The organism is Endozoicomonas sp. Mp262 (assembly GCF_025643335.1).
Lineage (GTDB): Bacteria > Pseudomonadota > Gammaproteobacteria > Pseudomonadales > Endozoicomonadaceae > Endonucleibacter.
On the sequence record NZ_CP092489.1, the window covers coordinates 4,819,238 to 4,842,414 of the forward strand.

Below are 23,177 nucleotides of genomic sequence, written 5' to 3' on the forward strand. Positions count from 1 at the left end.
CAACCATTCCCTATTCCCTCCCTCCGCTCTACAAAGGAAAGTTCACCATCCGTTCCAAAGGAACCAAAGCCTGACGTCGAATGTTTTCAGGCACTTTTATTTCATTCTGTTCGGATGGTGCTGCAAGACAATCAATAAGGCTATCCAGTGTATTCATCGCCATCCAGGGACAATGGCCACAGCTTTTGCAGGTTGCCCCATTGCCTCCGGTGGGTGCCTCAAAGAACTCTTTCTCCGGGCATTGCTGCTGCATTTTATAAAAAATCCCCCGATCTGTTGCCACAATAAACCGTTGGTTTGGCAGCTCATAAGAGGCTTTTAACAGCTTGCTGGTTGAGCCCACCACATCAGCCATTGCCACCACCGGTTCCGGTGATTCAGGATGTACCAGCACCGCTGCATCCGGGTAAATCTTCTTAAGATCAGCCACCCCTTTCGCCCGAAACTCCTCATGGACAATACAGCTACTATCCCAAAGCAGCATATCAGCACCAGTTTGCTTCTGGATATAACCCCCAAGATACTTATCTGGCCCCCAGATAATCCGTTCACCCAGGGAATCAAGATGCTCAACAATTTCAAGGGCACAGCTTGATGTTACAACCCAGTCCGCCCGCGCCTTGACCGCAGCCGATGTATTGGCATAAACAACCACGGTTCTATCAGGGTGCTGATCACAGAACCGGGAAAAACCTTCAACGGGACACCCTAAATCAAGTGAACATTCCGCCTCAAGGGTTGGCATTAATATTCGCTTGTCAGGACTCAATATCGAAGCGGTTTCCCCCATAAACCGGACACCGGCAACAACCAGCGTGGAGGCAGGATAGCCACTGCCAAAGCGCGCCATTTCCAGCGAATCCCCAATAAACCCTCCGGTTTCCTCCGCCAGGGACTGAACCACCGCATCTGTATAGTAATGGGCAATCAATACCGCATTGTGCTGCTTTAATAGCTGATGAACTTGCTCTCTTTTATTCTTTTCATCCCCCGGCACCAATGGCTCTGCAACGCCCTGTGAAAAATGACCCTGCACCTGCTTTCTGAGATTTACTGCGCTCATAGGCTCTTATTTACCGTAGTCAAAAGTATTCCCGGCACCTGAATAAGGTATTGTTTTTTATAACCGGAGGCATTCTAGCACAGGACTGAAGGGAGATTAGAAGCAACCCTGGGAGCTGCTTCCAGAGATTAACTATAGATGCTACTGATAAGGTGTCACATCCTCAACACCCGCATCCTCAAATCCCTTTTTGCGGTAACGACAACTGTCGCAGACACCACAGGCCTTGCCTTCATCATCAGCCTGATAACAGGAAACGGTTAGTGCATAGTCAACACCGAGACGAGTCCCCTCTTTGATGATTTCACCCTTGGTCAGTTTCAACAGAGGGGCACGGATATGGAAATAATCCCCCTCAACACCGGCCTTTGTCGCCAGATTGGCCATTTTCTCAAAGGCATCAAGAAATTCTGGACGGCAATCCGGATAGCCAGAGTAATCCACATCATTGGCGCCGATAAAAATATCCCGTGCCCCCAGCACTTCTGCCCAGCCAAGAGCAAGAGATAAAAATACGGTATTTCTGGCGGGTACATAAGTTATAGGAATCTCGGAACCCAGCTCCTCAGGCACATCCAGATCATCATCAGTCAGGGCAGACCCCCCAATATCACGCAGCCCCAGGCGAAGGATTTTATGGGATACAGACCCATGAGCCTTAGCCACCCGCTTGGAGGCTTCCAGCTCAGAGCGGTGTCGTTGACCGTAGTCAAAACTCACCGTATAGCACTCATACCCCTGATCCCTGGCAATAGCCAGCACAGTGGTTGAATCCAGTCCGCCGGACAATAAAACAACAGCTTTTTTCTTCACTTTTTCCATCTCCATTAAACCCCCGTCTTATCTCCCCAAATAAGGCGATGCAACTGCAACTGAAAGCGTACATTCAGACCATCATCCAGAATCCATTGAGCCAACAGTTCAGGTTTCATTTGATCCGCCACCGGTGAAAACAGCACATCAGAAACCTTATCATCAAGGCCATACTCTTTAAGCTTCGACACTGACCACTCATAATCTGTGCGATCGGCAATCACAAACTTCACCTGATCCTTGTTATCCAGATACTGAATATTTTCATGCAGGTTTCGTTTCACCTCACCGGAGCCAGGGGCTTTAAAATCCATAACCTTGACAACCCTGGGATCAACCCGGGAGAGATCCATGGCACCACTGGTCTCAAGGGACACCTCATAACCCTGGTCCACCAGTTTTTCTAACAGGGGAATACAGTTAGGCTGCGCCAGTGGCTCGCCACCGGTAACCGTAATATAACGGGGGCTATACTTCTTGATTTCAGCCTCAATGGCTTCCAGGGTCATTTTTTCACCGCCCTGAAAGGCATACTCCGTATCACACCATACACAACGCAGAGGACACCCGGTCAAGCGTACAAACACTGTAGGCAACCCGGCAGTTCGGGTCTCACCTTGCAGGGAGTAAAACATTTCAGAAATTCTAAGGGTATTGGTTATCATTAATTCTACACCAGTTAACTGGTGCAGAATGGTAGTCAGTCAAAAGAAACTCTGCAACCTGCTTCCCTGCCCCCGGCATTATTTTTGTAGGAAACCCCGTTTTTCTTTAACCCTCTCTTTCATTGCTACTGTAATCTTCGATTATTTTGTCCAAAGCTTGTTCATAGGCAGTTAACTCTTGCAACGATATAGACCGCCTGCCGCCTTTTAACATGTGTTTCACGCTGGCTGAATCTATTTCCCCTTCAGTCAGAAAGGCTTTAATCCTTTCAACTGGCTCCTCAATACTGACCTTACCCATTGCAATTTCAAGCCCTTTCATACTTGCATTTATACCGTCCTCTTCCTTTATTGACAGACTTTTCCATGAAAATCCGGGGGAAACACAAACGTTTAACTGACGCAGTACTCCACGAATGTATTCACAGGCTTCAACCATTGCTTTTCCCTTCGCTGGGCTACTAATCTGATAACCTTCATCAAACGATATACTGCGTTCTCTCCCCTTGAGTTCTTTCAATTGTTTTCTCGTTAATGGGCATGCTTGATATTTATACAACACCTCAATATCATCCCTTAAATCACCAAGAACAGAAGCCTGCTCTAAATGCTTTTTGATATCACTTTCAGCTTTAAAAAAGCTGGATAGCTTTCGATAAGCTGCCGGATAACATAATCTTGCAGCCTTGATATAAAATCTCTCTGCCTTCTTCCTATTAACTGCCACCCCCCAACCCAATTCACACATTTGACCCAGTTTAAAATAGGCTGGCGCATAGGGATGACCGTTATTTATAAGAAGACTCAATAGATTAATAGCTTCTCTATAATTCTTTGATTCCAATAGATCCAGGCATAAAGAAAACTGGGTATAACAGTCCATTACTACCTGCTTCCTCAGATGCCCAGGATGATAGACCAGCCCGTACAAATCCTTAGCCTGACAAGCCCCGCAGGGGGCCTCTCCTAATAACCTTATAGGTGCATCTTTATAAATCTCATTCAAAACTGCTACAGCTTCTGGCTGGCCATATTTTGCGGCCTTTTTATAATATTTCACCATCTCGTCTGGCTTACTGTCTTCTTTATAAAGAATCGCTACTTTATATAGCAAATCACCCCCGGCAAATTCTCTGGCCCACAGGGGCCAAGATGGAACACTGGCAGCCATTTTTTTATATCCTTTATCTGTCCCCCTGCCCTGATAATTAAGCTCTACAAGCATTAGCCCTGCAAGCGCAAAGCCTTTCTCCTCCGAACTATCAAAACAAATACAAGCCTTTTCTTCACTTTGAGTCACTCCCCAACCATTGAGATACATCATGCCTCGCTTATATTGAATAAGCCCGGTAAGTTTTTTAGATAATTTCTGCTCACATGCAGTCTTGTAATAATGTTCTGCCATTTGATCATTTTGATCAGTGCCAATCCCCAGCTCAGTCATCACAGCAACTTTCAGTAAAGCTGGCAAAAAATCTTCATCTTTTAATTGCCTATAAATTTCAAATGCCTCTTTTTCATTCTTTTCCCCTCCCAAACCGTGCTCTAGCATATACGCCCAATTTGCCCTCAATGCCTGAATTTCACTCCCTCCATCAATAGCCCGCTTAAAAAAACCAAACGCCTTTTTATAAAAACCCTCTTTTTCAAACTTGTCTTCGCTTTTTTCTGCTTGTTTTACTAACCACATTCCATAATTACAACAAGCCTCTGGCATGCCTTGAGTAGCCGCTTCCACAAGAAGCGTATCTGGCTTACCAAAGGCATCCGACCTTTCCCACTGGAAACCAAACACTAGCACTAAAGAAACACAAAAGAGTCGTGACAGAAAGGAAACACAAAACATGCTGGATAAATACCGCAGGATATACTCAGACCTGAGTATAGACAGTCTTTTAACAGGGCAAAGTAAAGGTGTAAAAAAAGGGCTTTGCGCCCTTTTTTATGTCAACAGACCTACAATGTATAAACGTGCTCAGTCGCCCAGGTTCCTGAGATAGGTATCAGAAAGCCTTGATGCCGCTGACTCAGGATACTTACTAATGACAGATTCCAGGTATTTGCGAGCCTGTTGCTGATCACCCTGAAGATCAGATAAACGTCCCAGTTTATAGATGGCATCCGGTATCTTGGGGCTATTCGGGTAGTTATTCAATACACCAGAGAATGCCTCCTGTGCCCCCGGATAATTCCCCTGAGCCATATAGACTTCACCTAACCAGTACTGGGCATTGTCCGCATACTGGCCCTTTGGATAATCAGCCAGCTGTTTTTTCAACGCCTGACGGGCTTCATCGAAACGCTTATCCCTGATTAACTGAAACGCTGCATTATAGGCAGTTTCTTCCGTTTTCCCGGAACCAGCAGCGGGGAAAGCGGTTGTTTTTCCCGGAGAAACACGGCTTTTCCCTGCTGGTACTTCACTGGTATCACCCAAGTGGGCAATCCGCTCATCCAGATCCAGGTAACGATCCCTGTTTTCCTGTTGCAACTGCTTTAACAAATACCCCTGCTCTTCCAATTGCCCACGCAGTTCCATGACATCACTGCGCAATTGGTCAATAACATTCAGCATATGCGCAACCCCAGCTTCAGAACCCAGGGTTTTAGCCTCAGAAACCGGCTGAGGAAATCCATCCCCACCGCTTTCAATAGCCATCGCAGGCGTAGAGTCAACCACTGGCACTGATGATGCATTTGCATAACCGGAGATAATGCCGGGGGCTAACAGCAAGGCGATCCTCGCTGCCTTAACAAGTGAAGAAGCCTGACAGGCGTATTTATTTAAAGAACGTTTAGGAGCTGCAACAGTCATTCAAATCCAATCCGTATTAGTTCATTACGATGACAGCACGACGGTTTTTAGTCCACGCTGAATCGTTATGCGCAGGATCAAGAGGCTTTTCAAAACCAAAGCTGATCACTTCAATACGACCCTCAGCCACACCTTTGGATACCAGGTAATTTTTCACCGCACTGGCACGACGCTCACCCAGTGCCAGGTTATAAGTACGGGTACCCCGCTCGTCAGTATGCCCCTCAATGACAATCTGCTTGTTACGTCCCTCACTGGAGTTCAGGTAAGCAGCCTGTACATCAAGTGCCTTATAATCCCGGTCTTCCAGCCTGGAGCTGTCAAAACCAAACTGGTACTCATTGTGATTCAGCAATGCCCCGATTTGCTCAGGGGTAGCGCTGATCTTACCGCTATCAACAACCGCCTGAACAGAAGGATCCAGAACCGGTTGGGTTTCTACAATCACTTCCTCTTTAACCACAGGTTCCATTGTTGATACATCGGAGGTACTTTCTCCACCTGTTGTGGTACATCCGACCAGCCAGAGCGCTGTTGCCGCAGCAGCAGCCACCTTGACGAAGTTAGCACGTTGCATGTCAAGCTCCACTCATTCCAAAATATTCATTTACTTTTGCAGTACCCTACCAGAACTGCCCTCACCCGGCCAGTATACAGTCTTGCCTGATGGGCGATGACTGATCTGGCAACAATCTCAGGAGCCTGGGAACGAACCTAACCACTAAACCCATAATAAAACCTCAAAGCCCCTATTACAGGTTCACGGCAGGACCCCAAACAGGCTCGCGAATATCTCCTGCCGCTGAGGGCAAGCGGTACTTCACCCGTCCATCTGCCGAGACAATACCCAGCTCTCCATGCTGTTTACCCTGGGCAGAGTAAATCAGTCTGCGTCCTCCGGGAGCCACACTGGGAGAATCTTCCAATGTTGAGGAAGTCAGCAACCTCAAACGCCCTGTATCCAGGTCTTGAATGGCAATATTAAAGTCTGCCGCCTGTCGTCCTTTATGAACCAGAGCCAGGGACTTGCCATCAGGGAATACCTTGGCCCGGGCATTAAACCGCCCTTCAAAGGTCAATCGTTTAGGCTTGCTGCTGGCTACCACGCTGCCATCGGACTTATAGGCAACATCTATCTGGTATATCTGGGCACTGCCCCCCCGGTTAGAGGTAAATATAATGCCCCTTCCATCCGGCATCCAGTCAGGCTCGGTATCTATGGAGTAGTGGGAAGTCAGCTGACTCAGTTTCCCTGAATCAAGATCCATCACATAAATATCAGGACTCCCCCCCTTGGATAGCATAAAAGCTATTTTTTTACCGTCAGGTGACCAGGCCGGAGAGCTGTTCAGGCCCTTATAAGCCGCCAGCTGCTTTCTTTTACCGGTAGCCAGCTCCTGCATAAATATGGAAGAACGGCCGGATTCAAAGGAAACATAAGCCACATGCCTACCATCGGGAGACCAGCTGGGCGACAGGATTGGCTCCCTGGAACGGAACACAGTACGAACCCGCTTACCGTCGGCATCCGCATATTTCAGCTGGTAATTATAAACAGGGGGAACCTTGACGGTTTTTTTACCTTCTCTCTTTTCAGAAGCAGGCTTCACCATTTCCGCCGTGATATAAAGCAGTCGCGTTGAAAAATCACCCTTGATCCCTGTAATTTTCTCATACACTGCATCGCTCACATGATGAGCCAGCGCCCTCATCTGGGTTCCATTACCCTTTACCTGTCCCGACAACATACTGCGCTGTCGGACAACATCAAAGAGCTGGTAGTGAACATGGTAATTTTCACCCTGTTTCTCAACCTTGCCTGTTACCAGGTAAGAAGCTCCCAGCACCTTCCAGTCTCTATAGTACACCTCGGATTCCTTGCCAGGAAAACTCAGCATATTTTTTCGTTCCAGCGCCGTAAACAACCCACTGAGCTTCAGGTCATTATCAACAATGGCTGCCATATCCTCAGGCAACACCGTTTTTCCCGACCAACTGAAAGGCGATACGGCAACGGTGACTAATTTATCATTACCCTGGGTCACCTCCAGCACAAGCTCAGCCCTGGCGAACTGCGCAAAAATAACAAAGGTAACCAGTGCAAACCATGCTGCCAACTTTGTGGTAGCCGTGCTTATGCGTTCATAGCTATTCATCATCTAACCAGATCCTCTGGACTAAACTTAAATGTAAAGCGCCTGAAGTTTTTTTCATAGATGCGCCGGTCAAGCTGTTTCAACTCTACAATAGGTGTTCCCAGCTTTATTGCCTGAATGACAGACCGGTCAAATGCTTCATTGCCACTACCCTTTATTATTATAAACCCCTGCAAGTCACCAAACGGCGATAGCCGTATTTCAATGACTGCTTCCATACTATTACGGGCACTGGGGGGGCGGTTCCAGTGTGCTTTCATACGATTAACCAGCAAGGCACTGTAATAAGAGACTTCAGAGGCATCCTTTTCCGCCTGCTCCGCCTGCCGTTGCTCTTTTTCCCTTGCAGCCTGCTCCCGGGCCAGTTGTTCCCTTAACTCGGCCTGCTCTTTTTTCCGCCGGGCCTCCAGTTGCGCCAGGCGTTCCTTTTCCTTTCTCTTTTGCTCAGCCTCTTCCCGGGCTTTTTCTTTTGCCTCCTGTTCCCTTTTCAGGGCAAGCTGTTTTTGCCGTTCCGCTTCTTTCTTTTTGCGAGCCAATTCCTGCTTTCTGCGCTTCTCAGCAACAGCCTTGGCCTTCCTGGCCTTTTCCTCAGCAGCACGCCGGGCAGCCCCGTCATCCACAGGCCGTTTTGATTCTGGTCTGGGCGCCTCAACCAGGCTGGCTTTAATATGCAGTGGCGGTGTTATTTTCTGTTGCGCAGACTGAGACCAGCTTACCATCAGCAATGCCAGCATCGTGCAGTGAAGCGCCACCGACACAAACACAGGAAGCCCATAACCATGAAGTAATGCCCAGCGAAACTTTTTCACTAATACTGTCTTCATTTCACTTTTCATTCAATGAGACCGGATCGGTTATGAGTCCCACATTTTCAACCCCTGCACTTTGCAGATAAGCCATTAACTCAATCACTGAGCCATAATCAACTTTTCTGTCTCCCTTGATAAGAACCTGTGTGTCAGGCCTGGCAGACACCACTTTACTCACTTTCTCCTGAATCACTTTCAGACTGGTGGCATGCTCCTGCTTTTTACCCAGGTCAATAAAGTAGTCACCACTCGCCTTTATGGAAAGAATCAGATTTTCCTGATCGTCCTTTACCGGCATGGGTTTGCTAACCACTTTGGGTAAATCCACTTTTACGCCCTGGGTCAGCATGGGAGCGCTGACCATAAAGGCCACCAGCAGCACCATCATGATATCGATAAACGGCACCATGTTGATTTCAGCCATGGGTTTTCGTCTGATTCTGGACCTGGCCATATCACCTCCCTGGCTACTGCGTACGACTATGAACCTTGCGATGAAGAATACTGGAAAACTCATCGGCAAAGGTTTCGTAACTGGATAGTATGACTTCTACTCTGGAGGAGTACCGGTTATAGGCCACCACGGCAGGAATAGCGGCCACCAATCCCACCGCAGTGGTTAGAAGGGCCTCGGCAATACCCGGTGCCACAGAAGCCAGGGTGGCCTGTTGTACCTGTGCCAGACCACGAAATGAATTCATGATACCTACCACGGTGCCAAACAGTCCCACATAAGGGCAGGTTGAACCCACACTGGCCAAAAACGGCAGGTGCATTTCCAGCTTTTCATGTTCACGGGATATGGCCACCCGCATGGCCCGCTGCGTGCCTTCCATAATGGCATCAGCGTCGGTGGCGCCCTGGCTTCTCAACCGGGAGAATTCCCGAAAGCCTGCCTTGAATATTTGCTCAAGGCCACTATCACCATTTTCTTCTTTCTGAACATCCTGATAGAGTTGGGTTAAGTCCATACCAGACCAGAAACGGTCTTCAAATTCCACCATGGACTGCCGGGTTACCCTCAACAGTAATCCCCTTTGAACAATCATCACCCAGGACACAGCTGATGCCATAATCAGCATCAACAGAACCAGCAATACAACCCAGCTGGCATTACCAATCAGCGTCAGAAAAGACATGCTTTCAGCCACCGAGAACCTCTCTTAATTAATCGTTAAACAGGGCTATCAACCAATCGATGAATCCCCTCTGCTATCTCAGCGGGAATGGCTACGGGTTTCATGGATTGGGTATTAACACAGGCAACCACTATCCGTCCAGAGCATAGCCTGGCATTATTCTTCTGTAACGTGACTTGCTGGGTAAATATCAACCGGCTCCGTCCAACGGATTCAAGCTCTGCCGTTACCTCCAGGACATCATCCAGTCTTGCTGGCTGATGGTACTTGACCTGTGCATCAGCTACCACAAAAATCAGGTGCCTGTTGATCATCTCACCGCTTTCAAAATGGACAGTCCTGAGAAGCTCAGTGCGAGCTCGCTCCATAAATTTCAGGTAATTAATATAAAAGACAATACCTCCTGCGTCAGTGTCTTCAAAATAGACACGCACAGGAATACTGAAAGGTTTTTTAATAACCAGGGACATTTGAAACCTCAGGCCAACAGCAAAAACATTATTTTTTCATGGGAAGGCCAGTATAGATAGTCAAGCAAGTCATATTTACAGAATTGACATCCTCCCCCACCTAATTTCGGTGGGGGATTCCCGTTAGTCACCCAACAGGCTTCCTGATTCAACACGCCTTCCCTGGATTGCAGCTAGGCCGCAATCCCCGTTCCAGTCGCTCCACAGGCTAACCCCGCCAGTCCGGCGGTTTTTATATTGATAGCTGCCGCTATATCTCTATCCCAGTGTGTCTTGCATTCTGGGCAATTCCATTCACGGATTGATAGCGGCAGACTTTCATGGACATATCCGCAACTGTGGCAACGCTTAGAACTGGGGAAGAATCTATCAATGACAGACACAGTACGATCAGCCCATTCAGCTTTGTACTGCAACTGTCTGACAAACTCTCCCCAGTTGGCATCCGCGATATGCTTTGCCAGCTTTGGATTTTTAACCATATTCTTCACAGCCAAATCTTCGACACAGATCACTTGGTTCTCGTTAATCAATCTGCGGGATGCCTTGTGGGTAGCATCCATCCGGCAATCGGCTATTTTTGCATGAAGACGGGCAACCTTGAGCCTTGCCTTAGCTCGGTTTTTGCTGCCTTTCTGCTTCTTAGCCAGTTTACGCTGTAGGTAGGCAAGCTTTCGCTCATAGCGTTTGAAGTACTTTGGATTACCGGATTTTTCACCCTCTGACGTGATGAACAGGTCTTTCAAACCTAAATCAATACCCACCGTCTTTTTTCTGATTGGCATTGGTTTAGACTCAAATTCACAGAGCATGGAGGCAAAATACCGTCCGGCCCTGTCCTTGCTAATTGTGATGCTGGAAGGCTTTGAAGGTAGCTCTCTGCTCCACTTGATAGCCAGTGGCTCTTTACTCTTGGCAATGAACAACTGACCGTTTTTCATACTGAAAGCAGAAGCCGCAAAAGTAGCACTTTGCTTTGAATGCTTCTTTTTGAAAGTCGGGTACTTTGCTCTACCTTCCCAGAAATTTTTAAAGGCCGTTTGTTGGTGCCGTAATGATTGCTGGATAGGCACAGAAGAAACATCTTTCAACCACTGATATTCAGAGTTATTTTTTAACTCTGTAAGCTGCTTTGAGGCATCGTTGTAATTAACGCTGTTGCCGTTTTTATAGTACTCATCAGTACGCCAGCGGAGGATATGATTGTAAACAAAACGCACACAGCCGAAGGTCTGAGCAAGTAACTTTTCTTGCTCAACGGTGGGGTAAAATCTGTATTTGTAAGCACGCTTCGTTTTCATGCTTACGAGAATAGACTAGAGCATGTAAGAATTTCAAGTATCGTACATAGCCAGCCCTCTACGGGCTGGTCGCTTGTATCCCCCACTTAGGTCAGTGGGGGTATTACGCGGATTTTGGATAAACACCAGCGTGAAAAAATAGGCAGGAGGAGGTTATCCGAGTCGCTCTAATAACACCACCCATGGCGGCATGAATGGTAGTGAGGCCAACAATGCAGGCCATGGCAGGAGGGTCTCAGTAAGTACTGGGGCCTTTTTATTCTTTCCTGCTCCAATTGATTCTGGCGTTTATTCTCATGCAGTTGATTGATATCTTCCCCAACCTTGTTCTGTCGTTTCAATAAATCCGGCTCAGGCACAGGGATACCCATTCGCTGAAGAGCCTGAACGGCTTCCGGTACACCCCAGCGGGCAGCCGTGACATAGTAATGTTCGGCCTGTTGAGAGGATTGAGCCATGCCCACCCCTAACTCATAACAACGTCCCGTATAATAGATATCAAGGGGCAAAAGTGCACCGGTGGACAGCAGCTTCTGGCACGAAAGCTCATTAATGACAAAACTGGAGCTACCCAGAGAGTTCACCGGTTCTCTATCCACCATCACGGAATGACACCCCGTTAGCAATAGAGTAAGAGCCAGCCAGATATATTTTCGAAGTAATAAATGTATCAGCATAAACATAACCCCTTAACCAGTATCTAACTATAGACTAGAGTAGGCGGTTGGTAGCTGGCAGTTGGCAGGGAACGGTGTGAAATCCTATTCCCTATTCTCCCGATGGTTACATTAGTGCATGGTTCTACCCGGCTTCAGATGCTCCGGCTCATGCTTTATTTCTGCTGATAATTAAGACCAAAGTGCGAATAAGCGGAACGGGTCACCACCCTACCCCGGGGAGTCCTCTGCATATAGCCTTGCTGAATGAGGTAAGGCTCCAGTACATCTTCAATGGTATCCCGCTCTTCACTGATGGCTGCGGCAATACTGTCAACGCCCACAGGACCGCCATCAAATCTTTCAATCATCGCCAACAGTAAACGGCGATCCATACTATCAAAGCCTTTGCGATCCACATCCAGCATATTCAAGGCTGCATCAGCCACATCCTGCGAAATACTGCCTGAACATTTTACTTCTGCATAATCCCGAACACGTCTTAATAACCGGTTGGCAATGCGGGGGGTTCCCCTGGAGCGTCGTGCCACTTCCCGGGCACCAGGCTCATCAATATCAACGCCTAAAATACGCGCGGAGCGTATAACAATGGTGGTGAGGTCTTCAACACTATAAAACTCAAGCCGCTGAACAATGCCAAAACGATCCCTTAATGGCGAGGTTAACAGGCCTGCACGGGTGGTTGCCCCCACCAGGGTAAAGGGGGGCAAATCCAGCTTAATGGAGCGGGCAGCGGGTCCTTCACCAATCATAATATCCAGTTGATAGTCTTCCATCGCCGGATAAAGCACTTCTTCTACCACGGCACTCAACCGGTGGATTTCATCAATAAACAGAATATCGTTAGGTTCAAGGTTTGTTAGCAGTGCCGCCAGGTCACCGGCTTTCTCAAGCACTGGCCCTGAGGTTGTCCGGATATTGCTGCCCATTTCATTGGCGAGAATATGGGACAGTGTTGTCTTACCCAAACCCGGAGGGCCAAAAATCAGGGTATGATCCAAGGCTTCACCCCTATTGCGGGCAGCCTTGATGAAAATTTCCATTTGCTCACGGACACTGGGCTGGCCAATATAGTCCGAAAGACTGACCGGACGAATAGCCCGATCCTGGACATCTTCTACCGGCCTCTCCTGGGCCGAAATTAGTCGATCTGCTTCTATCATAGGAAAGCCTGTTTCATGAAGAGTCCAGACTACCATTTAACGGAAGAGAGCCCTAAATATTTTAATAAAATAGTTGTTCTGGCTTGCTGAGAAAAGAGCAGCATAAGGCCATACGCACCATTGACTATAAGCCAATGACCAATAAACCAAATCTATCATTTAAACTCATTTGACAAGCGAAGAAATTAGCCTACTATCCTAGGGTTTTCCATTCACAGGCAAGCAACATCACTGCTTGTACAAAAAGGTTTCAACCACAAAAAAGTGTCATGACGCAGTCTTCTTTGGCATCCGGACTGGCTTATTCTGTGTCCGCCTCATTATTATTTGGAATAACTCCCTGGTATCTCCAGTTTTTAACGCCACTGGATGGTAACACCCTGCTTTGGAATAGAATCATCTTTTCTGCATTGTTTGGATTCATTGCGCTGATGATGACGAAGCAGTGGGCACAATTCCGTCATATTTTCTCAACCCCACGCTACCTGTTAGCTTCCATAACAGGCACTATTATCATGGTGATACAGTGGTGGCTGTTCGTTTGGGCTCCGGTTAACAATCACACCACAGAACTCTCCCTGGGTTACTTCCTACTACCTTTGACCCTGGCTCTCACAGGCAGGCTCTTATATAAGGAAAAACTCAGCTCATTGCAGCAGGCAGCGATCGTCTTTGCCTGTGTTGGTGTCATCCATGAAATTATTCAACAGGGTGAATGGCCCTGGATCGCCATAACCGTTGCGGGCCTATATCCCATTTACTTTATCCTGAAACGCTATACCGGCATTGGCACCGTACCCGGTTTTCTCTTCGAATGCCTGCTGTTTTCACCCATCGCTATTTTTATGCTGGCCTCGGATTCAGATTTCCTCAGCCTGATTTCCAGCAGGCCGGATTTTTGGCTGCTTTTACCCGGCCTTGGTTTTTTATGCAGCATTTCCTTCTTTCTATACATTGCTGCCTCCCGGGCTTTGCCTGTCAGCCTTTTTGGCTTACTCACCTACCTCGAACCGACGATTATCTTTGTGGTGGCCATTGCTATCTTAAAAGAACCCTTCAGCGGTTCACAGTGGATTACCTATGGATTGATTAGTATTGCTGCGGGATTGGTGAGTCTTGATTCAATAAAGCTCTTGAAGCAAAAGGCTGCACTTCAGTATTGATATCCTAGAATTGATGGGGAATAGCATAAGCAGTCTATTCCCTGTGACCAACATTAAATCATACTTTTCAGGGACTGCCTGATCAGTTCCTCACTGGTAATGCCATCACTGTATATTTTGCCCACCACCTTACTGGCCTGTTGTGGCTTATAACCCAGGGTAATCAATGCAGATACGGCTTCCTGTTCCACATCTGCCGAAACAGTACCCACAGGTTCCATACCCAAAGGTGTACCATCCAGCAGTGGGGCCGGTGCCCAGTTATCCAGCTTATCGCGCATTTCTACAATCAAACGCTCCGCCGTTTTCTTTCCGACACCGGGAAGTTTGACCAGGGTGGCGCTGTCGTTTTCATGGACACAACGAACAAATGCTTCGCCCTCGATTCCCGACAGAATAGTCAGTGCCAGCTTTGGCCCCACACCATTCACCTTAATCAGTGTCCTGAATAACTCCCTTTCGTTCCTGTTGGTAAACCCATACAGCAGCTGGGCATCCTCACGAACAACAAAGTGTGTGTATAAAGTCACTTCAGCACCGGCATCAGGCAGTTTATAAAAAACTGACATGGGCGCTTCCACTTCATAGCCTATTCCAGCAACGTCCACCAGCAGCCCCGGTGGATACTTTTCAATTAAGATGCCCTTAATTCTTCCAATCATGCCAATTCCAGTTTCCTGATTATTACGACAGTTATCCTCTCGCTCCCAGCGTCCCAAGTATCTCGCAAAACATAATGCGGCATGCACAAAGCAGGCTTGTTGCTGTTTTTTTAACCACGGAGGCACAAAGGCACGTTTTTTTATTTTCAAACAATAAATCTCTGTGCCTTTGTGCCTCCGTGGTTAATCAAAATATCTTTCGCGACACCCTGGGAGCGAGCCTAAATCACTACAGCCCCTAACACCCTTGTCAGTACCCCTAACTATGCTTCCAGTTCGGGAACTGAATCCCTAAACCATACTCTAATTCATCCTGAAAACACTTATACCTTTCAGCGTACAGCATGTATAACTTAAGACTATTTCTGAGCTCACTATGGAAGTACCTGGCGGCTGCGGAACTGGCCAGTGACTACCATCCCCACGGGGATAGTAAGCAATACCGTCACACCCTCAAAAAACCCCTGGCCAGCATGCAGGCTATACTGGACCGGCATCATCAAGTCAGGCCCCGGCTCGATAAACCCGCAAAAAGCTTTGCCCAATACGTCCGGGGATACAGCAGCCTTCCCTTAAATGACAGGGCACTGGTTGCCTTGCGCAGCGCTTACCTCAATAAAGCACACTATCTTTTGCCCGGGATTGTTGCCGCTGCCCTGGATCACGGGTTAACGCCAAGTGATATCAAGCTTATTGCCAATGGCCGCTTTGCTCCGGGCTGGAGTCATAAGGAACAGTTACTGATTCAAGTAACCGACGACCTCTATCGAAAGCAGAAAATAGAGCTGCGAACCTGGAAAAGGCTATGCCACTTTTACAGCCCCGATCAGATACTGGACATCGTATTGAGCGCTGCGGCCTTCCATTTGTGCTCTCTTACCTAATAAAACGACGGTTACGCCGCCCCGTGGCGCCAGCCATCCTCACCATACTGGCCCGTGTATGTGCATGACAAAGTGCCACAGCCAAGGCGTCCGCAGCATCGGCCTGGGGGGTATCATCCAGGCCAAGGATGGATTTAACCATATGCTGCACCTGAAATTTATCAGCCGAACCTTTGCCCACAACGGCTAATTTAACCTGTCTTGCAGAATACTCCTCAATTTCCAGGCCATGATTCACCGCAGCAACAATAGCAGCTCCCCTGGCCTGCCCAAGCTTCAAGGCAGAGTCAGCATTCTTTGACATAAAAACCTGCTCTACGCCGATACTCCGGGGGCAGTACTGTTCGACAACCGTTGATATGCCCTCATATATTTTCTGTAAACGCTCGGGCAGAGCCGCATCCTTAATACGAATACAACCGGAAGCAATATAGGTGCAACGGGAACCCAGCTCCTCTATCACGCCATAACCCGTAATCCTGGACCCCGGGTCTATGCCCATAAGAATGGCCATCCAATACTCCAGATTCCTCCCATATTTACTCTAAGAGGCTGTTTGAAATTAAATAGACGTAAAAAACCAATCTATAGAATACTGTAGGTGCATACAAAATTACAAAGACCTCACAGGGCATTACCAAAGTAACCTAGGAACACCGCAGAAGTGGGTATAAGCTGTTTTGTGATAAGCGGAAGGTTGGTTACACAATGAGTGAAAATATTCGGGTGCTGGTTACATTAACATCCATCATTACTCTTTTTTTTATGGTAGCAGTCACCATAAATCTCTGAATCCAGATAAAAAGTAAGGGCCAGTTAAATCAAGGACAGGATTTAATTAAAAAACACTCAGTAGCAGCAAAACACGGTGAGCCTGGCAAGAGCAGCGAACCACTCCTGCCATCAATCCGCTTAAACCGGAATCAACCCAGCTGTTCCATCACCTCTGCCGGAATATCTGCATTGGTATAGACATTCTGGACATCATCAAGGTCTTCCAGACGATCCACCAGCTTCATGACTTTTTCAGCACCTGCCAGATCCAGCTCAGTCTGGGTGGCAGCAATCATTGCTACCTCACCACCGGCAGGTTTCAGGCCCGCAGCCTCCAGGGCTTCCTTCACAGAAATAAAATCGGTCCACTCGGTAATGACTTCAATGGAGCCATCATCGTTAGCAACAACATCTTCAGCACCTGCTTCCAGGGCTGCTTCCATCACTGCGTCTTCGTCAGTACCTTCTTCGAAGTAAATCTGGCCTTTCTTGCTAAACAGGTAAGCAACAGAACCATCAGTACCCAGATTACCCCCATGCTTTGAGAAAGCATGGCGTACTTCTGCCACGGTCCGGTTACGGTTATCAGTCAGGCACTCCACCAATACCGCAATACCCCCACTGCCATAACCCTCGTAGATTACCGCTTCCATGTTGGTATCTTCACCACCACCGGCACCCCGGGCGATAGCACGATTAATGGTGTCGCGGGTCATATTAGCGCCCAGCGCCTTATCAACCACTGCACGCAGACTGGGATTATCATCAACATTAGGACCACCCTGTTTGGCTGCAACCACCAACTCCCGGATAATCTTGGTGAAAATTTTCCCCCGCTTGGCATCCTGCGCTGCTTTACGGTGTTTAATATTGGCCCATTTACTGTGACCTGCCATAGCACAACCTCATCACTCAACCACCGATGAAAAACACCGGTGGATTTTAACTTAAATCACGTAAAAATCAGCCCGTAATTATTAATGGCTGACTGCAGATGCCGGATCACGACGGATACGAAGGTTCAGATCCCGCAGTTGGTTCGCATCAACCGTTCCCGGAGCCTGGGTCAACAGACAGGCGGCAGACTGGGTTTTCGGGAAGGCAATCACTTCACGAATATTGTCAGTGCCGCACATGAGCATCACCAGACGATCCAGGCCGAACGCCAAACCACCGTGAGGAGGCGCACCGTACTTCAGGGCATCCAGCAGGAAGCCAAACTTCTCCCGCTGCTCTTCTTCATCAATATTCAGCACACGGAATACGGTCTGCTGCATGGTTTCTTCATGAATACGTACAGAACCACCACCTACTTCGTAACCATTCAGAACCATATCATAAGCTCTGGACAGCGCTGTTGCAGGATTGGCCATCAGTTCGTCTGGCGTGCAGGTTGGGGCAGTAAACGGATGGTGCAGGGCCGTGAGGTTACCTTTATCGTCTTCCTCAAACATGGGGAAGTTAACCACCCAGAGAGGTGCCCATTCACGGGTGAACAGGTTGAGGTCAGCACCCAGCTTGCAACGCAGTGCACCCAGAGCTTCATTAACAACCTTCTCTTTATCTGCGCCAAAGAACACAATATCGCCATTCTGGGCTCCAACGCGTTCCATAATCTGCATGGTCACGTCTTCACCCAGGAACTTGATGATAGGAGATTGCAGACCATTAGCACCATTTTCAATGGCATTCACCTTGATCCAGGCCAGGCCTTTGGCACCGTAAATGCTGACGAATTTAGTGTATTCATCAATCTGCTTACGGCTCAGCTCAGCACCACCGGTTACTTTCAGGGCTGCCACACGGCCTTTAGGGTCTTCAGCCGGGCCTTTGAATACTTTGAATTCGATGCTGGCCATCAGGTCAGCCACATCTACCAACTCCAGAGGAATACGCAGGTCTGGCTTATCGGAGCCATAACGACGCATGGCTTCTTCATAGCTCATCTGTGGGAATTCACCCAGATCTACGCCTTTAATATCCTTAAGCAGTTTTTTCACCAGACCTTCAGTCAGCCCCATGATCTGCTCTTCTTCCATAAAGGAAGTCTCAATATCGATCTGGGTAAATTCTGGCTGACGGTCAGCACGCAGATCTTCGTCACGGAAACACTTGACGATCTGATAGTAACGGTCAAAGCCAGACACCATCAGTAGCTGCTTGAACAGCTGTGGAGATTGGGGCAGGGCAAAGAAAGAGCCTGCATGGGTACGGCTGGGAACCAGATAATCCCTGGCACCTTCAGGCGTAGCCCTGGTCAGTACAGGAGTTTCAATATCCAGGAAACCATGAGCATCCATATAGTTACGGACAGCACGGGTAATCTTGCTGCGTAGTACCAGTTTTTCCTGCATCTCGGGACGACGCAGGTCAATATAACGATGTCTCAGGCGAACATCTTCACCCACATCAGAGTATTCATCCAGAGGGAATGGCGGTGTCTGGGCACTGTTAAGAATCTCCAGCTGCTTACCCAGAACTTCAATCTCACCCGTTCCCATATTGGTATTCACGGTACCTTCAGGACGGGGACGAACACGACCGGTTACTTTCAGCACATATTCACTGCGGGACTTGTCCGCCAGGGCAAAGGCTTCTTCCGTATCCGGATCAAAAACCACCTGAGCAATACCTTCACGGTCACGCAGATCCAGGAAAATAACGCCTCCGTGATCACGGCGGCGATGCACCCAACCGCAAAGGGTGACCTCCTGCCCGTCATGGGAAAGATTCAGTTCGCCGCAATAATGGCTGCGCATAATATACCTCAAAACAAGGGGGTTAATTCAGTTCTAACAGGCTTAATAGATCAAGTCTGCCAAACCATCAGTCACTCGTAGCAGCGCAAGAGCCACATCCACTCTTGCTGTCTTTACTTGGGCAGTGGTTATCACTGGATGCCAGATTTTTCTTTTTACCACCCTTGAAATCCGTTTCATACCAGCCACTGCCTTTCAACCTGAAAGCCGGTGCACTTAACAATTTTTTCAAATCAGCCTTGCCGCAGTCGGGGCAGTCAGTCAATACCGGATCACTGATTTTCTGAATAGCTTCAGTGACTTCACCACAACTCTGACACTGGTACTCATAAATTGGCATGTAAGCGTAATTTCCTTCGTCTGCTGCCACAAGGGGTTGTCGAGAATGGGCCTATCAGCCCCAAAGATCAAACCCGGGGTTAATTTGCCGTATTTTCACTATAAAAAAGCGGGAGATTATACCGCAAAGATGGGACTCTGCGAGAGAACTGATTTCTGAATTACCGATTCACGTCAACAAAAGTCATAGTTTCGCAGCTTGTCAATTTTTTGTCATTAACTTGTCAAGACAAGTATGCAAGACTGACGCCTCAAAACTTCAAGAGCGGTTTTAACCGCCCCAAAAACACTTAAAAAATAAGGGCTACTAGCAGCCCTTAACAATACTAACTGCATAAGAAAACGGGATATACGATGAGGGTATTTAAGCTATCAGCCCTGGGGGCGGCGGTACTTGCAGCAACCGCAGTAACCGCACAGGCTGATTTTTTAAACGACAGCCACTTTGACATTAAGCTGCGTAATGCTCATTTTGACCACAAAGTGGATGATGCTAATCCTGGCGCAACGAAGCAAGATTGGAGTCAGTGGTCTCAGGGTATCGAGGCTAACTTCAAGTCCGGATACCTGGCTGATGTCATCGGCTTTGATGCCTCTTACTACGGCGCCTTAAAACTGGATCATACCGGCATTGAAAAGCACGGCGATATGGGTGGACAGCTGCTGGGCAAGGGTGGTGAAGGTTACCACAAACTGGGTCAGGCTTACGTAAAGGCCAAGCTAGGCGATGAGCACCTGGGCTTTTATGGTCAGGCCGGATACATGTCAGGCAGCAAGGGCCTGATTCTGGGTTCCGGTTCCCGTTCAACACCCAGCTCTTACCGCGGCCTGCATGGAGAAGTCAATGTTGATGATTTCTCTTTCTACGCCAGCTATGTTGACCGTATAGGTTTCAGAACCGAAAGCAGCTGGGATAAATTCACCACCGCAGCCGGTGACATTGTAGATAACGCCTGGCAGGTGGGCGGCACTTACAACGCCAACAATTTCACCTCTGAACTGGTTTACCTTGAATCCAAGGACTACCGCAAGGAGTACATGCTCAACCTGGGATACACCTTCGACATCAATGAAGATATGAAACTGGTGGTTGACGGTAACTTCCACCGGGATCAGGAAAACGGCAACCTGTTTGGCAAATCTTATATTGATAGCGACGGCAAAGCCCAGAAGACCGGTACCTTTGATGACAAAGCCTACCATCTGAACCTGAACACCCAGCTTGTCTATAAAGGCCTGGGCGTTATGCTTTCCTACGCTCAGACAGATGCCGAGAAAACCGGTGAGCTGGGTTACTTCAACTACATGTTTGCAGACAATGAGTACGGTGCCAGCCCATCACAGGTTAGCCGTTATGTTTCTGACTTCATGTACGACGGTGAGAAAGTATGGCAGTTATCCGCCAGCTATAACTTCGCTGACCTGAGCGTACCGGGTCTGGATGCCACCCTGAGCCATACCCGCGGCTCTAACATCAAGGATCCAACCAAAGACAAGATGAGCAGCGAACACGAAACCGACCTGATTGTCAGCTATGCCATTCAGGACGGTACCTTCAAGGGTGTTTCCTTCAAGGCCATCAAAGGCTGGCATACTGCCAACTATGACAGCAAGAAAGATGTGGATACCGAGCACCTGAGGGTCTACCTGGACTACACAATCAATGTATTCTAAAGACTAAAAACAGCTCTGTTACACCAAAAAACGTCGCTTGAAAGCGACGTTTTTTATGTTCGTAGCGTAGCAAAAATGCTTAAAGAAAATCCCTTAATGGGTAAGATCGGGCGTATTCATGGAACCAGAGAGCTGATTGTTGCAGATACCCCACTAACACTGATTTATGTTGCAGAAAAAGAATTGATCAACATACTCTTTGTCTCTCATCATCGGCAACGATGGTCCTGATAACCAGTCTCTATATTTTTTCAGTGAAATAAATGAACCTGCTGAAAGCAGGCCATTATCATATTTAAAAAACGAGGTAGGTGTTCAAGGTCAGATTGTGACTACTACAAATCAGCATCCGGTGAATGATTTGAACATTATTGGTTCCAAAACCATCAAGCCCTGGAATGACGACTAATTTCCCCTTCAGTCCTCTCCCGTTCCTTTTCAGACTCAGCCACCATTGCCAGAGCCTGAGACTCTAATGCCTCAACCGCCTGAAGCAAAGCCAGCCTCTGGCTAGCCCGGGCTGATTCAGTGATCACATCTTCCTGACGGCTTGCGGCAAGATTGATAGCCACCCTGTCTCGCTCATTTTCATCCAATTCTGGCAGCAGTTCGGATAATGTCCGGGATAACCGTGAGTCGGCAGCCTGCACAGTAGCACCAGGCTTCCCCTCATCCGCAGTAGCAGCCTCCCGCAAAAGGTCTGTGAACACCGTCTCAAACCGGCTCATTGCCTCGGATAGTTTATCGGTTAACTGGTCAACTGGCAGGTCATTCAGCACCTTTTCAGTGAACGCCTGAACATCCTCCAGATCAGCAGTACCAAAAAGAGCCAGAACTTCATCAGGCACGTTAATTCCAAACCGGTTCAACTCCAGTGCCAGCCGTTGCTCACTTTCCAGTTCATCATCCCGCTTATGCTGGTTTCTTATTTGCTCTTTTCCCAACTCACTTAATTCTTTCTTTTCCTCCCTGAGCCGCTGACGATCTTTAGCATTTTCCAGAGAGAGCTCATGGTTTTCTACCGAACGTTTGGCACGTTCATCCTCACCGGTTCTGAGAGCCGATGAATCAAAACGCTGCTTAACCCCCTCTGTGACAGCAAAAATCCTGTTCAAATCACTCTGAAGTTCAACGCTCAGTTGTTTTTCATTAGTGCTGATCAGCCCTCTGAGCGTATTAATCCCCACATCCAGCTCGTCAATTTCTGTATCCAGCTGCGCTATTTCCTGCTGGAGCTGGGCAATAGCGGCCTCCAGCGCCGAGTTATCCCCTCCGGCGTCTGCACCTTGTAACTCTTGCTGCTTTTGCTCAAGCAGCACTTGTTTCTCTGACCGTAAATCCGTTTTTTGATTCCATAATGCGAACTTGTCAGCCAGATCCATTCTTTGAAAAATAACGTCCCTTGCCCTCTCAATCTGACCGTCATACTTGGTTAAAAGAGAACCCAGCGCAGCATCTATGCTTTCAGCCCCCGCCATAGTTTTCATATCCGACACAGCCCCTTTGATCAAAAGCAGAATCGATGCAGTATCAGCCACATCCAGTGCCGCAACGTCAATATTACTGAACTGCTTGATAGCCGCCTGAATACCAGAAAGACTGGTTTTAACGGCAAACTCGGTGAAGTTCTGTCCCGTCAAGGAGGACTCTGCCGGAGGAGGATCAAGGTTTGGCAAGTCCCCTTCCCCGGACTCTGAAGCAACCCCGGCCACCACCTCTGAGGTGGTGGCCGTAGCGTAGCCTATAGAGACTTTTTCACCAGAGGCAACTCCTGGCATGTCACTATTGGCAGGTATGGGTGTATTTTTACCTGAAGGAAGAATCCCCCCGTTATCTACTGGTCCAGACATA

At 48.1% G+C, this 23,177-nt stretch carries 24 protein-coding genes; 4 read left to right on the forward strand and 20 right to left on the reverse strand.

The genetic code is table 11. The features are described 5' to 3' along the window. Nucleotides 1–28: 28 nt before the first annotated feature. The 14 genes from nadA to ruvB all read right to left on the reverse strand — a co-directional run bounded on the left by nadA (nucleotide 29) and on the right by ruvB (nucleotide 13,071). The gene (nadA, locus tag MJ595_RS21490) at nucleotides 29–1,063 is read right to left on the reverse strand and encodes a quinolinate synthase NadA (RefSeq protein WP_263080172.1); all 1,035 of its coding nucleotides are present in this window, start codon (nucleotides 1,061–1,063) and stop codon (nucleotides 29–31) included. 141 nt (nucleotides 1,064–1,204) lie between these two features. Beyond that, nucleotides 1,205–1,885, reverse strand: a complete 681-nt coding sequence (gene queC / locus MJ595_RS21495; RefSeq protein ID WP_263080173.1) for a 7-cyano-7-deazaguanine synthase QueC — start codon at nucleotides 1,883–1,885, stop codon at nucleotides 1,205–1,207. A gap of 5 nt (nucleotides 1,886–1,890) precedes the next feature. Beyond that, the gene (gene queE / locus MJ595_RS21500; protein WP_263080174.1) at nucleotides 1,891–2,541 is read right to left on the reverse strand and encodes a 7-carboxy-7-deazaguanine synthase QueE; all 651 of its coding nucleotides are present in this window, start codon (nucleotides 2,539–2,541) and stop codon (nucleotides 1,891–1,893) included. A 106-nt stretch (nucleotides 2,542–2,647) separates the two neighbouring features. Then, nucleotides 2,648–4,336 carry an SEL1-like repeat protein gene (locus MJ595_RS21505; RefSeq protein ID WP_263080175.1) on the reverse strand — a complete coding sequence of 563 codons (1,689 nt, stop codon included), beginning with the start codon at nucleotides 4,334–4,336 and terminating at the stop codon, nucleotides 2,648–2,650. Nucleotides 4,337–4,516: 180 nt separating this feature from the next. Then, entirely contained in the window at nucleotides 4,517–5,356 is an 840-nt protein-coding gene (gene ybgF / locus MJ595_RS21510; RefSeq protein WP_263080176.1) for a tol-pal system protein YbgF, read from the reverse strand. A 16-nt stretch (nucleotides 5,357–5,372) separates the two neighbouring features. Further along, nucleotides 5,373–5,933, reverse strand: coding sequence for an OmpA family protein (locus MJ595_RS21515; RefSeq protein ID WP_263080178.1), 561 nt, complete (start codon nucleotides 5,931–5,933; stop codon nucleotides 5,373–5,375). A gap of 175 nt (nucleotides 5,934–6,108) precedes the next feature. Further along, nucleotides 6,109–7,515: a Tol-Pal system beta propeller repeat protein TolB gene (tolB, locus tag MJ595_RS21520; RefSeq protein WP_263080179.1), complete on the reverse strand. Its 1,407-nt coding sequence runs from the start codon at nucleotides 7,513–7,515 to the stop codon at nucleotides 6,109–6,111. Continuing rightward, nucleotides 7,512–8,336, reverse strand: coding sequence for a cell envelope integrity protein TolA (gene tolA / locus MJ595_RS21525; RefSeq protein ID WP_263080181.1), 825 nt, complete (start codon nucleotides 8,334–8,336; stop codon nucleotides 7,512–7,514). Before tolA ends, tolB begins: the two co-directional genes overlap by 4 nt. 1 nt (nucleotide 8,337) lies before the next feature. Further along, entirely contained in the window at nucleotides 8,338–8,775 is a 438-nt protein-coding gene (gene tolR, locus MJ595_RS21530; protein WP_263080182.1) for a protein TolR, read from the reverse strand. A gap of 13 nt (nucleotides 8,776–8,788) precedes the next feature. Next, nucleotides 8,789–9,460, reverse strand: coding sequence for a protein TolQ (gene tolQ, locus MJ595_RS21535; RefSeq protein ID WP_263080183.1), 672 nt, complete (start codon nucleotides 9,458–9,460; stop codon nucleotides 8,789–8,791). 35 nt (nucleotides 9,461–9,495) lie between these two features. Continuing rightward, on the reverse strand, nucleotides 9,496–9,930 hold the full coding sequence (gene ybgC, locus MJ595_RS21540) for a tol-pal system-associated acyl-CoA thioesterase (protein WP_263080184.1): 435 nt from the start codon (nucleotides 9,928–9,930) through the stop codon (nucleotides 9,496–9,498). 173 nt (nucleotides 9,931–10,103) lie between these two features. After that, nucleotides 10,104–11,231 carry a transposase gene (locus MJ595_RS21545; protein ID WP_263080185.1) on the reverse strand — a complete coding sequence of 376 codons (1,128 nt, stop codon included), beginning with the start codon at nucleotides 11,229–11,231 and terminating at the stop codon, nucleotides 10,104–10,106. Between the two features lie 167 nt (nucleotides 11,232–11,398). Beyond that, nucleotides 11,399–11,908 carry a hypothetical protein gene (locus MJ595_RS21550; RefSeq protein WP_263080187.1) on the reverse strand — a complete coding sequence of 170 codons (510 nt, stop codon included), beginning with the start codon at nucleotides 11,906–11,908 and terminating at the stop codon, nucleotides 11,399–11,401. Between the two features lie 155 nt (nucleotides 11,909–12,063). Continuing rightward, a complete protein-coding gene (gene ruvB, locus MJ595_RS21555; protein WP_263080188.1) occupies nucleotides 12,064–13,071 on the reverse strand; it encodes a Holliday junction branch migration DNA helicase RuvB in 1,008 nt (335 codons plus the stop codon). A gap of 269 nt (nucleotides 13,072–13,340) precedes the next feature. Between ruvB and rarD the strand changes: the two genes are divergently transcribed. Further along, the gene (gene rarD / locus MJ595_RS21560) at nucleotides 13,341–14,234 is read left to right on the forward strand and encodes an EamA family transporter RarD (protein ID WP_263080190.1); all 894 of its coding nucleotides are present in this window, start codon (nucleotides 13,341–13,343) and stop codon (nucleotides 14,232–14,234) included. Nucleotides 14,235–14,287: 53 nt separating this feature from the next. Here rarD and ruvA read toward each other — a convergent pair whose 3' ends face one another. Further along, nucleotides 14,288–14,896: a Holliday junction branch migration protein RuvA gene (ruvA, locus tag MJ595_RS21565; RefSeq protein ID WP_263322558.1), complete on the reverse strand. Its 609-nt coding sequence runs from the start codon at nucleotides 14,894–14,896 to the stop codon at nucleotides 14,288–14,290. A gap of 344 nt (nucleotides 14,897–15,240) precedes the next feature. Here ruvA and MJ595_RS21570 point away from each other — a divergent pair, with 344 nt between their 5' ends. Next, on the forward strand, nucleotides 15,241–15,780 hold the full coding sequence (locus MJ595_RS21570; RefSeq protein WP_263080191.1) for a carboxymuconolactone decarboxylase family protein: 540 nt from the start codon (nucleotides 15,241–15,243) through the stop codon (nucleotides 15,778–15,780). On the opposite strand, the gene ruvC is transcribed toward MJ595_RS21570, so the two are convergent. From ruvC to MJ595_RS21590, 4 genes are all read right to left on the reverse strand, one after another. Then, nucleotides 15,773–16,294, reverse strand: a complete 522-nt coding sequence (gene ruvC, locus MJ595_RS21575; RefSeq protein WP_263080193.1) for a crossover junction endodeoxyribonuclease RuvC — start codon at nucleotides 16,292–16,294, stop codon at nucleotides 15,773–15,775. The two genes, MJ595_RS21570 and ruvC, sit on opposite strands and share 8 nt — an antisense overlap. 409 nt (nucleotides 16,295–16,703) lie before the next feature. Next, nucleotides 16,704–17,450 (reverse strand): YebC/PmpR family DNA-binding transcriptional regulator, encoded by a 747-nt coding sequence (locus tag MJ595_RS21580; RefSeq protein WP_263080194.1) that lies wholly within the window; start codon nucleotides 17,448–17,450, stop codon nucleotides 16,704–16,706. 81 nt (nucleotides 17,451–17,531) lie between these two features. Continuing rightward, nucleotides 17,532–19,313, reverse strand: a complete 1,782-nt coding sequence (gene aspS / locus MJ595_RS21585) for an aspartate--tRNA ligase (protein ID WP_263080195.1) — start codon at nucleotides 19,311–19,313, stop codon at nucleotides 17,532–17,534. Nucleotides 19,314–19,380: 67 nt separating this feature from the next. Beyond that, complete coding sequence (locus MJ595_RS21590; RefSeq protein ID WP_263080198.1) at nucleotides 19,381–19,653, reverse strand: zinc ribbon domain-containing protein; 273 nt, start codon at nucleotides 19,651–19,653, stop codon at nucleotides 19,381–19,383. Nucleotides 19,654–20,006: 353 nt separating this feature from the next. Here MJ595_RS21590 and MJ595_RS21595 point away from each other — a divergent pair, with 353 nt between their 5' ends. Together MJ595_RS21595 and MJ595_RS21600 are read left to right on the forward strand one after the other, a co-directional pair. After that, nucleotides 20,007–21,326, forward strand: a complete 1,320-nt coding sequence (locus MJ595_RS21595) for an OprD family porin (RefSeq protein WP_263080199.1) — start codon at nucleotides 20,007–20,009, stop codon at nucleotides 21,324–21,326. 75 nt (nucleotides 21,327–21,401) lie between these two features. Next, nucleotides 21,402–21,557 carry a type II toxin-antitoxin system RelE/ParE family toxin gene (locus tag MJ595_RS21600; protein WP_263080200.1) on the forward strand — a complete coding sequence of 52 codons (156 nt, stop codon included), beginning with the start codon at nucleotides 21,402–21,404 and terminating at the stop codon, nucleotides 21,555–21,557. Between the two features lie 155 nt (nucleotides 21,558–21,712). On the opposite strand, the gene MJ595_RS21605 is transcribed toward MJ595_RS21600, so the two are convergent. Continuing rightward, a complete protein-coding gene (locus MJ595_RS21605; protein ID WP_263080202.1) occupies nucleotides 21,713–23,176 on the reverse strand; it encodes a hypothetical protein in 1,464 nt (487 codons plus the stop codon). Between the last annotated feature and the right edge of the window lies 1 nt (nucleotide 23,177).